Origin of the sequence: Luteolibacter arcticus, from assembly GCF_025950235.1 — a bacterium.
GTDB lineage: Bacteria > Verrucomicrobiota > Verrucomicrobiia > Verrucomicrobiales > Akkermansiaceae > Haloferula > Haloferula arctica.
On record NZ_JAPDDT010000012.1, the window covers coordinates 176,644 to 192,265 of the forward strand.

Annotated in this window: 14 protein-coding genes and 1 tRNA gene; 10 read left to right on the forward strand and 5 right to left on the reverse strand. The window is 64.5% G+C overall.

All coding sequences use genetic code 11. The features are described 5' to 3' along the window. Positions 1-3 precede the first annotated feature (3 nt). Both OKA05_RS21740 and OKA05_RS21745 read left to right on the forward strand, forming a co-directional pair. A complete protein-coding gene (locus OKA05_RS21740) occupies positions 4-2,058 on the forward strand; it encodes a CHASE2 domain-containing protein (protein WP_264489301.1) in 2,055 nt (684 codons plus the stop codon). 18 nt (positions 2,059-2,076) lie between these two features. Next, positions 2,077-2,826 carry a DUF928 domain-containing protein gene (locus OKA05_RS21745; RefSeq protein WP_264489302.1) on the forward strand — a complete coding sequence of 250 codons (750 nt, stop codon included), beginning with the start codon at positions 2,077-2,079 and terminating at the stop codon, positions 2,824-2,826. A gap of 109 nt (positions 2,827-2,935) precedes the next feature. Here OKA05_RS21745 and OKA05_RS21750 read toward each other — a convergent pair. Then, a tRNA-Leu gene (locus OKA05_RS21750) sits at positions 2,936-3,020 on the reverse strand. Positions 3,021-3,160: 140 nt separating this feature from the next. Between OKA05_RS21750 and OKA05_RS21755 the strand changes: the two genes are divergently transcribed. The 5 genes from OKA05_RS21755 (at position 3,161) to OKA05_RS21775 (ending at position 8,863) form a co-directional block, all read left to right on the forward strand. Continuing rightward, positions 3,161-4,228, forward strand: a complete 1,068-nt coding sequence (locus tag OKA05_RS21755) for an ABC transporter ATP-binding protein (protein WP_264489303.1) — start codon at positions 3,161-3,163, stop codon at positions 4,226-4,228. A gap of 16 nt (positions 4,229-4,244) precedes the next feature. Beyond that, the gene (locus OKA05_RS21760) at positions 4,245-5,732 is read left to right on the forward strand and encodes an ABC transporter substrate-binding protein (protein ID WP_264489304.1); all 1,488 of its coding nucleotides are present in this window, start codon (positions 4,245-4,247) and stop codon (positions 5,730-5,732) included. Further along, positions 5,729-7,423, forward strand: a complete 1,695-nt coding sequence (locus OKA05_RS21765) for an ABC transporter permease (protein ID WP_264489305.1) — start codon at positions 5,729-5,731, stop codon at positions 7,421-7,423. The genes OKA05_RS21760 and OKA05_RS21765 overlap by 4 nt, the downstream gene beginning before the upstream one ends. 92 nt (positions 7,424-7,515) lie before the next feature. After that, the gene (locus OKA05_RS21770) at positions 7,516-8,163 is read left to right on the forward strand and encodes a hypothetical protein (protein WP_264489306.1); all 648 of its coding nucleotides are present in this window, start codon (positions 7,516-7,518) and stop codon (positions 8,161-8,163) included. Between the two features lie 49 nt (positions 8,164-8,212). Then, positions 8,213-8,863 carry a hypothetical protein gene (locus OKA05_RS21775; RefSeq protein ID WP_264489307.1) on the forward strand — a complete coding sequence of 217 codons (651 nt, stop codon included), beginning with the start codon at positions 8,213-8,215 and terminating at the stop codon, positions 8,861-8,863. Between the two features lie 225 nt (positions 8,864-9,088). Here the strand turns inward: OKA05_RS21775 and OKA05_RS21780 are convergent, their stop codons facing one another. The 4 genes from OKA05_RS21780 to OKA05_RS21795 form a co-directional block, all read right to left on the reverse strand. Continuing rightward, positions 9,089-9,601: a hypothetical protein gene (locus OKA05_RS21780; protein ID WP_264489308.1), complete on the reverse strand. Its 513-nt coding sequence runs from the start codon at positions 9,599-9,601 to the stop codon at positions 9,089-9,091. Positions 9,602-9,620: 19 nt separating this feature from the next. Beyond that, positions 9,621-10,337 carry a phosphoribosylaminoimidazolesuccinocarboxamide synthase gene (purC, locus tag OKA05_RS21785; protein WP_264489309.1) on the reverse strand — a complete coding sequence of 239 codons (717 nt, stop codon included), beginning with the start codon at positions 10,335-10,337 and terminating at the stop codon, positions 9,621-9,623. A gap of 97 nt (positions 10,338-10,434) precedes the next feature. Continuing rightward, entirely contained in the window at positions 10,435-10,998 is a 564-nt protein-coding gene (locus tag OKA05_RS21790; protein WP_264489310.1) for a hypothetical protein, read from the reverse strand. 27 nt (positions 10,999-11,025) lie between these two features. Continuing rightward, on the reverse strand, positions 11,026-13,089 hold the full coding sequence (locus OKA05_RS21795; RefSeq protein ID WP_264489311.1) for a right-handed parallel beta-helix repeat-containing protein: 2,064 nt from the start codon (positions 13,087-13,089) through the stop codon (positions 11,026-11,028). A gap of 134 nt (positions 13,090-13,223) precedes the next feature. Between OKA05_RS21795 and OKA05_RS21800 the strand changes: the two genes are divergently transcribed. From OKA05_RS21800 to holA, 3 genes are all read left to right on the forward strand, one after another. Continuing rightward, entirely contained in the window at positions 13,224-13,703 is a 480-nt protein-coding gene (locus tag OKA05_RS21800; protein WP_264489312.1) for a low molecular weight protein arginine phosphatase, read from the forward strand. A 64-nt stretch (positions 13,704-13,767) separates the two neighbouring features. After that, positions 13,768-14,286: a tRNA adenosine(34) deaminase TadA gene (gene tadA / locus OKA05_RS21805; protein WP_439331382.1), complete on the forward strand. Its 519-nt coding sequence runs from the start codon at positions 13,768-13,770 to the stop codon at positions 14,284-14,286. Between the two features lie 49 nt (positions 14,287-14,335). Then, positions 14,336-15,448, forward strand: coding sequence for a DNA polymerase III subunit delta (gene holA / locus OKA05_RS21810; RefSeq protein ID WP_264489314.1), 1,113 nt, complete (start codon positions 14,336-14,338; stop codon positions 15,446-15,448). The last annotated feature ends 174 nt before the right edge of the window (positions 15,449-15,622 follow it).

Consider the following 15,622-nt stretch of genomic DNA (forward strand, 5'->3'; position numbering starts at 1 on the left):
CTCATGAACCGGCTGACGTTTTCCAAGTTCTTCCGGCATCCCGTGGCTCAGACGGCTTGTCTCGCGCTGATCGTGGCCGCTGCAACTTGCGGGCTGCGCCGCACCGCTTGGTTCAGTGCCCATGCGGAACTACCCGCTTACGACATGGTCACGCGGCTCACCTGGCCGTGGAAAGCAGGGCATCCCGATGTGGTCCTCGTCTGCATCCGGGTGGAAGACAAGATCCGCTCCGGTTGGCCGCTGCCGGATGACGCGCTGGCTGAAACGCTGACGACGCTGCTCTCCGCCGATCCCAGTCTGGTATGTGTCGACTTGATCCGGGATCAGGAGGAGCGGGGCAAGGACTTGAGCGGCGGAACAAGGCTTCGCGAGGTCGGGCTCGATGACCGGGTGATCTGGATGATGGGAGAAAAAACCCCACGGCTGGAATCCTTCGATCCGCCCAAGTTCATGATGGAACTCCGCAAGAAGGATCCGTGGCTGCGAAAGGTCGCCTCATCGACCTTTCCGGACGATGAAACAGCGGGGGGCATTGTGATCCGGCGCGGTGGCGTCTTGACCTGGGAAGATGACGGGCTCATAGGTCAGTACTCGCTTCCCGCGCTGTTGAGTTGGCGTCATGTCGGAGGGGCGTCGGTCGAAGGCCTTGAGCGAGCGTTGGCGGATTTGGATTCCCTGTGGCTATCCCCGTCCGCCGGAGGCTATTGGCTGCCGGACGAGCTGTCGGGCAAGATGGAGCCCCTCCCGGACTTTCTCCTCAAGCCCGTCAAGGCACCGGCCTCGCGCTTTCGCGAGACCACGGTGGATGGGCTCGCCGAATCCGGAAGCGACGATAACATCCCGGTGCTCGCGTTGTCGGACGTTTTGCGGCGATCGGACGATCCGGAGGCGCTCCGGCGGGCTTTCGCGGGGAAAATCGTATTGGTCGGAGTCGATGATAAAAATCTCGCGGCGGATGAGATGACGGTCGTGGGCGATGTCGCGCTACGTGGTCTCAAGGTCCACGCGCTGGCCACCGCGCAGCTCCTGCGGGAACTGGAGGGCGAAGCGCCGATCCGCTATTGGGAGGACGGCAAGGAGGACGCCGTCGTCTGGGCGGCGTCGTTGCTGGCCGCCTTGGCGCTGGCACTGCCGCGGATCGGCCAGGTCGGACGAGCGCTTGTCGTGTTGGTCGCATGGCCTGCGCTGATGGTCGCCGTGGGAGCGCTCGCCTTGAAAGAGGGGCTTTGGTTGCCCATCGCGGCACCTTGGGTGGCCGGCACCGCCACGGGTCTAGGAGGCATGGTGCTGGCATGGCGGACCAGCGTGCGAGAGCGGGCGACGTATCTTCGGGTCATGTCATCCCATCTCGGCCCCGAGGTGACGGCGCGGGTGCTCGCACGGAACGACCTTCTCATCGCGGGCATGAGCAATCCGCCGGAGTCCTTCGTGGCCACGGCGATGTTCGGAGACCTTCGCGGCTATTCCGCCGCCTCGCAGTGGTTCGACGAGCGTCATCAGGTCGAGGAGTTCTTCACCTGGCTCAACAACCTGTTGCGGCCCGCGGTGGAAATCACCGGCAGGCACGGCGGATTCGTCAAACAATTCGTGGGCGACGAAATCTATGTGGTCTTTGGATTTCCGGCCGAGTCGGACGGCGGCCACGCGCGGCGGGCAGTGGAGTGCGCCTTGGAGTTGGCGGCCCTGGTGCCCCGTCTCAACGAGAGCTTGCCGGAGGAACAGCCACGCTACCACATGCGGGTGGGCATCTACACCGGCGAGGTTCACGCGAGTGCGGTGGGAGGCGGGCGACATGCCGACTACTCGTTCCTGGGACCGACGATCAACAAGGCCGCGCGCTTGCAGGCCTTGCGCAAGGAGACCTTCAACCCCGAGGAACATCCCGTGCGAATCCTGATAGGCGACACGACGAGAAGCTTGCTGGCGGAGCCTGGATTGGCAGTCGCCTTTGGGGACGGACCGGTCGAGCTCGACAAGCGCTTGCCGCCGGAGCGGGTTTGGCAGGTTTTTCCGCCGGATCTTTTGCAAGAAGCTGGATCCGGCGCGTCAGAACCTTGAGCTTGTTTGCAATCCACCATGAATGCCCCCGGATCCTTCTTTGCCTCGGTCGCCTGCATGGCGGCACTCGCGACCGCCGTCCTCGCGGAGCCGGCAGCGCCTCCGGCCAAGCCGAAACCCGAACCCGTGCCAGCGGCACCGCAGGTCTCGCCGGAGCGCGCGGCGATGTACCGCTTCATGGCCAAGCGGTCGGGAAAGCCGGGCGGCCAGCGAACCCGCGGGGTCACCCGTGGTGAGGGGAAACCGATGATCAAATTGGTGGCCATCGCGCCGGAAGCAGTGGGAGTGACTCATCTGGAAAGCCCCCGGATCTGGTGGTGGCAATCGGCAGCCACGGAGCCACAAGAAATGTTGTTCGAGCTGGAAAGGACCGAGGAACCGGCCAAGAACGTTATTTCCATCAAGCTGGGTGCTTTGCCAGCCGGGTTCAACGCGATCGACTTGGCGCAAGTGGGGAAGGGCCAGAAGATCCGGCTGGAAGCCGGAGTCGAGTATGAATGGGTTCTAAGCTGCTTCAGTGGCGAAAAGAAGAACTCCGTTAAAGTAAAGATCGATCGGCGTAACGACCTCGACCTCGCGGATTTCAAGCCAGAGCAGGGAGGGGGTCCGAAGAACATCGCGGCGCTTTCCGAAGCGGGGAACTGGTATGAGCTGTTCGATGCCGTGGCCTTTCCCGCGAAAGTCGAATCTGTTGCCGCAGAATATGCCGGGATTCGCCAGAGGTTGTTGGATCAGGTCGGACTAGGTGGCGAAATCAAGGCTCCGTGACTGCCGGATTGAAGGGGTGCCGAAAATTGGGACCGGTTGGTACTTGGTCCGGTCTGAAACCCACCCACGAAAAAGGCCCGGATTGCTCCGGGCCTTGTTCGTAAAGGGATGGTGCTCGAGGGGGGACTCGAACCCCCACGGATTACTCCACTAGATCCTTAGTCTAGCGCGTCTACCAATTCCGCCACCCGAGCAGGTTGTGATTGGTGGGCCGCGGATTTATGGGGCGGGCCGCGGGTTGGCAAGCGAATCTTTGCCCGAAATTCGATTTCCTTCCGGGCATGCTTCCCGCTTTCATGGCGGCTCTCCGAGGAAAGCGTTTGTCCCCTGTCTCATGGATGCCATCAGAGCCGATTCGATCGTCAAACAATTCGGCAATGTCAGGGCGCTCGACGGGGTGACCCTGGAAGTCGCGGCGGGTGAGCTTTTCTTCCTGCTCGGCGCGTCCGGCTGCGGGAAAACCACGCTGCTGCGCTGCATCGCGGGGCTGGAGACGCCGACTTCCGGCACGATTTCCTTTGGCGACCGGGACGTGACCAAGCTGCCGCCCCACAAGCGCGAAGCGGCGATGGTATTCCAAAGCTACGCGCTGTGGCCGCACCTCAGTGTGGAAAAGAACGTCGCCTTCGGCCTAGAGGAACGGAAAATCGACAAGGGGGAGATCAAGCGGCGCGTCGGCGAGGCGCTTGAGCTGGTCCACCTCGCCGGCCTCGGCGACCGCGGGATCGACCAGCTTTCCGGCGGCCAGCAGCAGCGCGTCGCCCTGGCCCGTGCACTGGTGGTGCGGCCAAAGTGCCTGCTGCTGGATGAACCGCTGTCGAACCTGGACGCGAAGCTGCGGATCGAGATGCGGCGGGAGATCCGGCGGATCGTGAAGGAGGGGGGGCTGACGGCGGTCTATGTCACCCACGACCAGGAGGAAGCGCTTTCCATGGCTGACCGCATGGCGGTGATGAACCGCGGCCGGATCGAGCAAGTCGGCACAGCGGAGGATGTCTATCGGAACCCGCACACGGCCTTCGTGTCCGGCTTCATCGGCGAGACGAATCTGCTCAAGGGCCGGGTGATCGAGGTGCGCGGCGAATTCGCGATGGTGGAGACCGCCTCGGGTCCCCTGGTCGGCCGCGTGACAAAGACCGAGTGGCTGCCCACGGGCGGCGAGGAGGTGATCCTTTCCGTGCGGCCGGAGGCTTGGCAGGTGGATGCTGGCACCGGCGAAAACGGCTTGGTGGGAAAGATCACCGAGCGTTCTTACCTGGGCCAGCGCATCCAGTATGTCGTGGAGACCCCGGCCGGGCCCCAACAGGTGGTGGAGCTCAATCCGAATGTCGTGCGGGATCCCGGCGAGACCGCGGTGAAGCTGTCTGCCCGTCATGGCGACGTGGCGGTATTGCAAGCCTGAGCTGATCACACCTTCCATGCGCCGCTTCCTGCCCATCCTGCTGCTGCTTGCCGCGGTGATCGCCGCGCCGATCCTGCTGCGCGAGCGGTCGGAACTCGCGGAAGTCGGTCAGGGAGATGACCGGCTGGTGATCATCACCCCGCACAACCAGACCATCCGCTCGGAATTCGGCGAGGCCTTCGCGAAGCACTGGAAGGAAAAGACCGGCCGCACGCTAAACATCAACTGGCAATTTCCCGGTGGCACCTCCGACATCGTGCGGGTGCTCGACAGCGGCTTCAAGGCGGCGGAGGAAATCGGCAAGCCGGGCGTGGGAATCGACATTTTCTTCGGTGGGGGAGAGCCGGAGTTCGTCGGTCAGACGACCAAGGGACGCTTCATCGAGCTGACGGTGTTCAAGGATCACCCGGAGTGGTTTGCCGAGGATGTGATCCCACAGCGCTTCACCGGCGAGACCTTCTACGAGGAACATCGTAGGTGGGTGGGCACCTGTCTCTCGCAGATGGGCATTTGCTACAACGTGGACTCGGTGAAACGGCTCGGAGTTCCGCCGCCGCGGCGCTGGGAGGATCTGGGTGATCCGGCCTTCGCCGGCTATGTGGCATTGGCGGATCCCACCAAGAGCGGCTCGGTGGGCCGCGCCTTCGAGATGATGATCCAGGAGCAGATGCAGCAGGTCATCCGCGAAAAAGGCGATACGCCCGAAGCCAGGGAGGAAGGCTGGAAGCGCGGGCTCAACCTGCTGCAGGCGATGGCGGCGAACGCGCGCTACTTCACCGACTCCGCGAGCAAGGTGCCACATGATGTGGCACAGGGCGATGCCGCGGCGGGCACGTGCATCGACTTCTACGGCCGGTCCTACGAGGAGAAGCTCGCCCGTGCGGGCCATGCCTCGCGGTTGGTCTGGATCGCGCCGCTCGGTGGCACCTCGATCAGCGTGGATCCCATTGCGATCTTCCGCGGTGCGCCGAATGAAGCGATCGCGCAGGAGTTCGTTTCGTTTGTGCTCAGCATGGAGGGCCAGCTCCTGTGGAACGTGAAGGCCGGCCTGGCCGGAGGACCGCGCGAAACTTCGCCGCGGCGGCTGCCGTTGCGGCGCGACGTTTACTCCACGGAGAATCTGGCGCGCTTTGCCGATCCGGACGCGCTGCCCTACGAGCGCAGCGGCGGCTTCCAGTATCAGCGCGAGCTGACCGGGCCCGCATTCAGGGCGCTCGCGCAAATCTTCCGCTCCATGGCGATCGACCCGCATCAGGAAATGAGGGGCGCCTGGCTGGCGATGCGAGACAACATGGGCGAGCAGCCGCTGGGGGAGACCGCGGCGGGCGCGGTCTTCTTCGATGTCTCCCACCTTTCCTATCGCCGGCTGATGGATGAGGTCGTCCCGCTGATCGGCAGGAAGGATCCGCTGGTGACTGCGCGCGAAATGGCCCGCATTTCCGCGATCTTCCGTGCGAACTATCAGAAAGCCGCGGTGCTCGCGGAGGAAGGAGGTGCGCCATGAACCGCGGCACCGCCATCACCGTGACGGCCATCGTCACCGCGCTGTTCGCGATGTTCTTCCTTTACCCGGCGTTCTCGGTCATCGGCGAGGCGTTCCGCGCGCCGGGTGGCGGCTTCACGCTGGATTTCATCGGCGATGTTTTCCGCAACCCAATCTACCTCGAGGGCTTGAGGAATGCGCTCGCACTCGGTCTGACCAGCACGCTTGCCACCTTCATGCTCGCGTTTCCGCTGGCGCTGCTGTCGCACCGTTATGACTTCGCCGGCCGCGGGCTGTTAGGCATTCTCATCCTGATCCCGCTGGTGCTGCCGCCCTTCGTCGGGGCCATCGGCATCAAGCACATGCTGGGGGTGGAAGGCTCGCTGAACGCGCTTCTAACAGAGATCGGCCTGATGAACCCGCAGGCTCCGGTCGATTGGCTGGCGAAGGGACGCTTCTGGGGGATCGTGGCGATGAATGCGCTGCACCTCTACCCGATCCTCTATATGAATATCACCGCGGCGCTGTCGAATCTCGACCCCGCGATGGAGCAGGCGGCGGAGAACCTCGGTTGCCCGCCGGCGCGGCGCCTGTGGCGGATCACGCTTCCGCTGGCGATGCCCGGCATCTTCGCCGGGTCCGCCATCGTCTTCGTGTGGGCCTTCACCGAGCTCGGGGTGCCGCTGGTGTTCGACTACACGCGGGTCGCGCCGGTGCAGGTCTTCGATGGCATCAAGGACCTTTCCGGCAACCCGGCGCCGTATGCGCTGGTGGCTGTCATCCTCGTGATCTCGGCGCTGGTCTTCGGCATCACCAAGGCGCTGTTTGGCCGCCAGACCTCGAGTGCCCAGCCGCGGCCGAAGGGCAGGGGAGCGGAAGTGAAATTGACCGGCCTCCGCTCGCTTGGCTGCGCGATGATCTTCGGCACGGTGTTTCTGGTCGCGTCGCTGCCACACCTCGGCGTGGTGCTGCTTTCGCTGTCGGATGATTGGTACAAGACGGTCTTTCCCGTCGCGCTGAAGTTCGATCATTACCTCGAAGCCTTAGGCGATCCCTTCGTGGTGCCCTCGATCAAGAACAGCCTGTTCTACGCCTCCTGCGCCACGCTCGTGGATCTGGTGCTCGGCGTGGCCATCGCCTGGGTGATCGTGCGCAGCACCATCCGGGGGCGGGCCTTGCTGGATGGTCTGGTGATGCTGCCGCTGGCGGTGCCTGGGCTGGTGCTCGCCTTTGGCTACCTCGCGCTGTCGCAGGAAGGCCGGCCGCTGCACTTCCTCATCGGCTCCGGAGGCAATCCCGCGCTGCTATTGATCGTGGCGTATGCAGTACGACGTTTGCCGTACGTGGTGCGCTCGGCGGTCGCGGGCCTCCAGCAAAGCAATCCGGCGTTGGAAGAAGCGGCGCGTTCGCTGGGCGCGGGTTGGTTCAATACGCTGCGCAAGATCTCGCTCCCGCTAATCGGCGCCAATCTTGCCGCCGGCTGCATCCTCGCCTTCGCCTTCGCGATGCTGGAGGTGAGTGACAGCCTGATCCTCGCGCAGCAGGTGGAGTATTACCCGATCACCAAGACGATCTACGCGCTGCTCTCCTCGCTCGGCAACGGCCACGAACTGGCCGCGGCCCTCGGCACCTGGGCGATGGTGTTTTTGACGATCGCCATCGCCGGGGCGGCCGCGCTGGCGGGGAAACGGGGAGGGCTGTTCCGGGTGTAGGGCGCTCCCGGCGTTTGGCGTAGTTGACGCGGCGGACGGGGCCTGAGAGAAAGGATAGTGCCACTGTTTCCGTCCCAGCGGCAGCTTCCGCCATGATCCGACCCTTGGTTCTTTCCCTGCTGCTTGCCGCTCCGTCCTTGTCCTTGGCCGGTGATGCCACCGTCCGGCTCCTGGCCGACCGCGCGCCGGAGGGCACCGGTGAGATCATGCTGGTGGCCGGCGACAAACGCTCTGCGCCGATTGCGCTGCCGCTGAATGCGCCCTCCGAACGACTGCCGGCACCGGCCCGGGCCTTCGAGGTGAAGGCGGCGGCAGGCGATGCGGCGCTGGCGAAGGTGGTGTTGCCGGAGGTCGGAGACTCGTTTCTCGTCCTGTTGCTTTCCTCCGAGAAGGTCTTCCAACCGGTGGTGATCGCCGCCGATGGCAAGGCCTTCAAGCCGGGCGACGTGTATTTCCACAATAGCTCGACGAAGACGATCCTCGGCAAGGTCGGCACTTCTGAATTCACCCTGAATCCCGGCAAGGGGAGCGTCGTGACGCCCGCGGGAGCGTCGCAGGAGAAGCTCTACGCCGTGTCCTTCAAAGTCCGTGAGGAAAAACGCGAGCGCGTGCTGAGCGAGACCAACTGGCCGGTCGATCCCAATCTCCGGACCTACATGTTCTTCTTCAACAAGCCGGGTACGGACCGGGTCGACTACCGCGCGGTGGAGGAATTCGTCGAGCCGGCGGGGGCTCGTTAGAGTTTACGGGTTGCCCTGCCCACGGGGATTTGCCAGCGTGCGCGCCCTGATGAGGAGCTTTACCCGACTTTTCCTGCTGCTTCCGGCCCTGTGGCTGGGGGCGTGCTCGGGTACTGGCGGCGAGTCGGCGTCCGCGGTGCCGACGCCTGCGGCGACTCCGGCGGCGGAAGGCTTCCGCATGAAGTCGGGCGATCCGATGACGGGCGATCACGACGAGGGCAAATTGCTGGAGAAATACGGTTCCCGCAGTCCCTTCATGACCGACGACAAGGGCAAGCCGATGGGCGAGTTCAAGGTCGCGTCCGAGTTCGACCGGGCGAATACCCAGTTCGACCGAGGCTATCAGGGCAAGCAGTACCAGGCGGGGGAGTTCAAGAAGAAGTCGTTTTGGGGCGATCGCGATTACGCGAGGAAGGTTTACGGCGGCGACACCGACGCCAACAACCTGCGCAAGGCTTCCCGCTTCGAAGGAAATGCAGCGGGTGAAAGCGTTCAGGTCGCCCGCGATGCCGGCAAGACCTACGACACCGGTGCCTATGCGGCCGGCGGAGCGCGCGAGGCTGGCTCGGAGCGCCTTTCCAAGGCCGCGAGTGCCGAGAATACCCGCCGGGACAATATGTTCTCCGACCCCGACGTTATCCCATGGCAGCAGCAGAACGGGGTGACGCTCGAGGAGACGAAGAGCAAGATGGGGCGGTGAGTACAAGGATCAGGCCTCATTCGGAGGCCCGGCTCGTCATCTCCCGGCTCGGTGGAGTTTACCGCAGAGGCGCTGAGGTCGCAGAGGGACGCAGAGGGGGGATTGTAACGATCCCGCAATCACCCTTGATCCATGCCTTCCGGAACTCCGCGTTCCTCTGCAACCTTTGCGGCTCTGCGGTTACAGCCGATGTTAGAAGGCAGGCTTAACCCCGAGCCGTTCGAGTCAACCGGCACTTGCGGCCCCCCTCCGCCGCCAAGTGCGGATCCACAGCGTGATTCCCCCGACAAGGCCCGCCAGATAAGAGGCGGAATGGGCCCAGCCGCAGGTGAGGAAGGCGACGTGCCGGTAGGCGGGCATGCGTGACGCAAGCTCCTCAATCAGGATAAAGACTCCGGCCTTCCCCCCAAAATAGCCGATGCACCCGGCGATTAGTGCCACGGCGAACATGGCGATGAGCAGCTTCCGGAGCGAAGGAATCAAGTCCTTCACCATAAGCTTCCTTCGGCGACCCGCTCTTGCCGCGATGGCCAGGCCGATGCCGAGAAACAGGCCGACCCACCAAGTGGCCACGACGCCCCAGAAGAACCCGAGGACAGTCGGGGAATCGCTGTCGATCAGGCGGGCGTGGCCGATCGTGAAGTACTCCACGCAGATACGCGCCGTGATCTGATCATGGACGATCCCGTAGAGGACGGCCGCGAGAATCGAAAGGCCGATGATCGCGAGCGCCTGCATCCTGTCTTGTGCGGAAGCTTCAGCCCGCGGTCGCGGCTTTCACCCGTTCCAGCACTTCGGCGTAGGCTTCCATGACGCCTCCGAGGTCGCGGCGGAAGCGGTCCTTGTCCATCTTCTCGCCGGTCTTGAGGTCCCACAGGCGGCAGCCGTCCGGGCTGATCTCGTCGGCCAGCACCACGGTCGTCGGATCGGTGGCGAGGCGGCCGAACTCGAGCTTGAAGTCGACCAGCTTGAGACCGCATTCGGCGAAGAACTTGCCGAGGATGTCGTTCACCTTGAGCGCCGAGGTGCGAAGGAAGGCTAGCTCCTCCGGGGTGGCCAGCTTCAGCTCGCGGATGTAGTCGTCATTGATGAGCGGGTCGCCGAGTTCGTCGCTCTTGATGCAGAACTCGATGATCGGCTGGGAAAACGGGGTGCCCTCGGCGACGCCGGTGCGCTTGCAGAAGCTGCCGGCGGCGAGGTTGCGGATGATCACCTCGACCATCAGGATGTCCACCTTGCGGACTTCCACGTTGGTGTCGTCGATCTGGCGGACGAAGTGCGTCGGCACGCCTTCCTTCTCGAGGAAACCGTAGATGAGGGTGCTGATGGCGTTGTTGAGGCGGCCCTTGTCCTCGAACTGCGCCTTCTTCTCGCCGTTGAAGGCGGTGGCATCATTCTTGAACTCCATGCGCAGGACGTTCGGGTCCTCCGTGGCCCAGAGACGCTTCGCCTTTCCCTCGTAGAGCGGTTCCATGGGGGAGAGGTATGGAGACGCCGGGCGGGGGTCAAGCGGGGGGACCGCGGTTTTGTGAAAATCTCCGGACGGGGGGAGTCGGGACCGCTTGCCGCGGTCACTGCTTCGGAACGTTCCGCTCGACCCTATTCTTGTCGAGGAAGGCGTTAAAAACGTCGGGTCCGATCGACGACTTCACCGAGAATGTTGCTACGGGCCGCTCTTGTTTCCCATCATAGGAATGAACACTCTCGCATTCGAAGCAGATGAGGAGTTCCAGTTTCTTGTCGCCCTTGGTGTAGATGATGCCGTGCCGTGGATTGAAGCAAAGGAAGGCCTCGACGGCTCCGTCCTTGCGAATGCTCGCGCGGATGGACTTTGCGAGTTCCGTGAGAAGCTCCTTCCTCGCTATGGCATCGGTCACCTTCGCGCGGCCCAAGATGGGATAGCGGTGAAACTTCGGCGGCGCCTCCTTGGCGTCCTTCTCTCCCTCTCCGGCTGGCGGTTTGGAAAGCTGCGATGGGTAGAGGGAGAGGATCTCGATGGTGCCATCATCGGCTGCCATCTCTTCCATCTGGGCAGCGGTTTTTTCAAGGTCCTCAATCCACGTCTTCAACTCGAACTCGGCCCGGAGCGGGGTGAGGAATGACAGGCACAACAGCAACCGGAGGATGATATTCACGGAAAGGGGAGAGTTGTAGGAGTCGTCTCAATCACCGCTCGAAAAGTCGCCATTGGCCACGACGTTCTGGCCGGCGGCGTTGCCGGTGGCGGTGTTGGTGGAGAAGGCGGTAGGCAGCAGGCCTTTCTCCAGCGCCAGGCCGGGGCCGAGGTTCTTTTCGAGGATGTTGTTCTCGAAGATCAGGCGGGCGGCGGCGGTGCGGACGGCCATGCCGCCGAGCAGGTTTTCCCGGCAGCGGTTGGCGTGGACGCGGCCGGAGCCGGCGGCGGCCACCACGATGCCGTACTCGCGGTTGGCGCGCAGGTCGCAGTTGCCGATGACCACGTTGTCGGCGGTGGTGCCGACCACGATGCCATTGCCGCTGTTGTCGCGGGCGACGCTCTGGTGGATGGCCGCGGAGCCACCGTCCCACAGGTCAAAACCGTGGCCGATGTTGCTCGTGGCCTCGCATTCGGAGAGTTCGATGCGGCTGCCGGCCCCGCGGACGGCCACGCCGTCCCAGCCATTGTTCTCAAACAGGCAGCGGGTGGCAGTCACCCGGCCGGCCTCGACGACTGCGAGCCCGTGGCCGGCGGCATCGGCGGCCCGGCAATCGCTGAGCGAGATTTCCGCGCCGCGGACCAGCACGGCGGAGAAGCGGTCATTCCCGGCCTCGAAGCCGCGGTGGCGGAAGGTGATGCCGCTGACCCGGGTGCCGCCGGAATGGCGTCCGAAGGTGGCGGCGGTGCTTTCGGAGGCCTCCACTTCCACGAAGGTTTTGTCGCGGCCCGCGCCCTCAAGGGAGATCGCCTTGTCGATGATCAAGGGGCCCGTGAAGGTTCCCTCGGCGACCACGATGCGGTCGCGGTCGCGCGCCGAGGCGATGGCGTCGGCCAGCTTCGGGTAGTCGGCCGGCACCTGGATGGTGCGGGTGTAGGCGGCGATCTTTTGGTAGAGCGTGGCGATTTCGGCGTCTTCCGGGGCAAGGGCGGCGGCTTCCCGCAGCCACTCGTAGGCGTTCCGGTCGAAGGCGCCGGTGTCGCGCTGCTTGGCGGCATCGAAGAGCTGGCGGGCGCGCTGGCGGTCCTTCGCTTCCTTGTCCCGGCCGGCGCGAATCTCGGCGAGCAGGGCATTCCCCTCCGGATCGCCGGGAAAGGAGTCGGCGAGCTGCTTCGCCTTGAAGTCGGCCTCGTCCCAGCGGCGCTTCTGGATGGCGGCGGAGGTGGCGGTGACCAGTTCCTCGCGCGCCTGGGTACTGCGTGCCTGCTCGGCCTTTTGGAGCAGCTCGGCGATTTCCTTCTGGTTCGGATACTTCTCCAGCACCTTGCGGGCCGCGCTGATCGCATCCTCGAGGCGGCCGAGTTCGAAGGCATTGGTCGCCTCGCCGGACCAGTAGCCGACGAATTGCCGCTGCTCTTCCTCCATCCCGGCCTCAATGCTGCGCCGGCCGATCTCGGAGGTCTTCGTGCCGGGCCGGATCTGGTCGATCTCGTTGTAGGCCGAGGTGGCCTCGGGCCAGCGGCGGGCCTCGATCATCATCGCGCCGAGTCGCTCCAGAAAGGCCAGCCGCTCGTTCACCCGCAGTTTCTGATCGGCCAGGTGCTTCAGGTAAATCGCGCCGCCACCGGCGACCGCTACCAGCAGGATCAGGAAAACCGCTGCGACGCGGGCGGCGAGGCCGCGCCTGGGTTCCTCGGGGAAATCTTCGTCCTCGTCCAGCGGCTCCACTGCGGGAGCGGGGGACGGAGCGGGGGCGGGCGTCGTCGCGACCGGTGGAGGGGGTGGCGGGGTCGGCGAAGGGGGAGGCGGGGTAAGCGCAGGGGGCGGAGTTTCGGCCTTGGGTTCCTCGGGCGGGGATCCGCGCGCCGCGACCATCCATTCACGGGCTCTCACGACGTGCTCCGGCTCCTTTTCGGACTCCTCGCGGAGGACGGCGAGGGCCTTGTCGAACTCGATGAGGCCGTCCTGGTAGCGCAGCGCCAGCGTCTCATTCGGAGCGCTGCGGACCAGTTCCGCGATCTGGTTCCGCGCGGCGGCGAATTCCCCCAGGCGGTTCTTCACGTCTTCTTCCGCGGACAATCCGAGTGTGCGCCGTGCTTCCTCCAAGGTCATGCCACCGGCGCTGTAGCAGTCAGGCGGCGGCGGGGGAAGGGCACTTTCCGGGAAAACGACTAACAGTGCAGCGCGCCCGTCCGAATGGAGGCCCTGTCTTGACCGCACGCCGCCGAGGCGGCAGGGTGCGCGCGATGTCCGCTAGCAAATCGGTTCTGTTCGTCTGCACGGGAAATACCTGCCGCAGCCCGATGGCCGAAGGCCTGTTCCGCAAGGCGATCGAGAAACGCGGCGACTTCGAGGTGGCCTCCGCCGGCGTGGCCGCCTACCCCGGCGATCAGGCAAATCCGGAGACGGTGAAATTCCTCGCTGCCCGCGGGATCACCCTCGACGGCTTTTCCAGCCAGCCGGTCTCGCCGGAGCTGCTGGAAGCCGCGACCCACGTCTTCGCCATGACCTCGGGGCACCTTGAGGCTTTGGAGAATCTCTTCCCCGAATACTCGGACAAATTTTACCTCGTCTGCGAGTTTGTGGAGATCCCCGGCCGCGGCGTGGCAGCGGATGTGCCGGACCCCATCGGCATGGGCCGCAAGGCCTACGAGGACACCGGCAAGACGCTGGACCTGGCGATTCCGACGATTATTTCGTTCATTGATCAGACGTGGCAGGGCTGAGGGCGGTGTCTTCTTGGCGCTTGGAACTTTTCGCCCGGGATCTATTGCTCGCGCGGTGAGCGGGATCATCGACCTCGGCAGCGACGAATACTTCATGGGCCAAGCGCTGCGGGAGGCACGCAAGGCCTACGCCGCCACCGAAGTGCCGATCGGCTGCGTGATCGTCCGCGAAGGGAAGATCCTGTCCCGCGCGTGGAATCAGGTCGAGACGCTCCGCGATGCCACGGCGCACGCGGAGATGCTCGCCCTCACCGCTGCCCAGAACTCGATCGGCGACTGGCGGCTGGAGAAGTGTACGCTCTATGTGACCAAGGAGCCGTGCCCGATGTGTGCCGGTGCGATCGTGCACTGTCGGCCGGAGCGCGTCGTCTTCGGCTGCGCCGATCCGAAAGCCGGGGCCGCCGGTGGCTGGATCAATCTGTTGGATGCGTGTCCGCCGCTGAATCACCGCTGCGAAATCGTCGCCGGAGTGATGGGAGACGAGTGCCTGGCGCTGGTGCAGGGCTTCTTCCGCGAGGCCCGGGAACGCAAGAAAGCCGGGGAGGAAAAGCCGCGTCCGCCAGGGTTTTCGCGCGACCTTTGAGGCGCACTTTTTGTTTCCCGCCCCCGCGCCGGCCGCCTACACCTCCGGCGTGGCCGTCAAAGCGAGCACGAACATCTACGCCATCGTCGGCAGCGACGACGGGCGCGTGAAAGAGGAGGCCCTGCGCCTCCACCGCGAACTCACGGGCGGCAATGACGATGGCTTTACACACGAGACGATCGAGGGCACCGCGGACAATTCCGAAGGGGCTTTCCAGATCTGCCGCTCGGTCGTGGAGGCGCTGCTGACCTTGCCCTTCTTCGGGGAGAAGGTCGTCTGGCTGAAGAACGCGAGCTTCCTGCTGGACGATGTGACCGGCCGCTCCGAGCGGACCTTGTCCGGCGTGGAGTCGCTCAAGAGCTGCCTGGAGTCGGGCCTTCCCAACGGCATTACCTTCCTGCTGAGCGCGACCGGCATCGACAAGCGCCGCGCCTTCTGGAAGTTCCTCGAGAAGGGGGCCCAGGTGAAGGCTTTCGACAAGATCGATACGTCCCGCGAAGGGTGGCAGGAGGAAGTCGCTGCGGTGGTCGAAAAGAAGGCCAAGGAACTCGGCCTGCGATTCGAGGGGGACGCGCTGGAGTTGTTCGTGATGCTCGCTGGCGAGGCGACGCGGCAGATCGGCAACGAGCTGGAGAAGATCGACCTTTACCTCGGTCCCGACCGCCGCGACGTGACCCCCGACGATGTCCGCCGGATGGTCCCACTCAGCCGTGCCGGGGTGGTTTTCGAGATCGGCAATGCCCTGCAAAACGGCCATGCCGCGCGGGCGATCGAGTTGATCGACCAGCAGCTCGAGCGCGGGGAGAACGCTATCGGCCTGATGCGCGCGTCGATCATTCCGACGGTGCGGAATCTTTTCATGGCGAAGGTGCTATCGGACAAGAAGCTGCCGACGCGGAACTACCGTGACTTTGCCTCTGCGATCGATCGCTTGCCGGAGATGGAGCGGCTGTGGCTGCCGCAGAAGAAGGCCGGCGGGGTGAATGTTTACCCGCTGTTCCTGTGCTTGCGCGGGGCCGAGCAGTTTACCTTGGATGGCCTGCGCGGTGCGATGGAGTCGGCGTTGAAGGCGGACCGCTCGTTGGTGACGACGGGGCTGGATCACCGGCTGATCTTGCATCGGCTGGTGGCGGAGATCAGTGCGGCGGCAAGGAAGCGGTGAGGCTAATCGTGGCCGGAGCGTTTCGCTCCAGTCCGTTGCCGGTGCGTCTCGCCCAGGTGCTTCGAGAGTGGGGGCGAGACGCCCCCACAACAAACTGGGGCAAGATGCCAATAGTGTTCGGCATCCTCCCTGCTTGCCGGAACGGCGGCGTAGTGTGACGAAAAGGTCACTGGT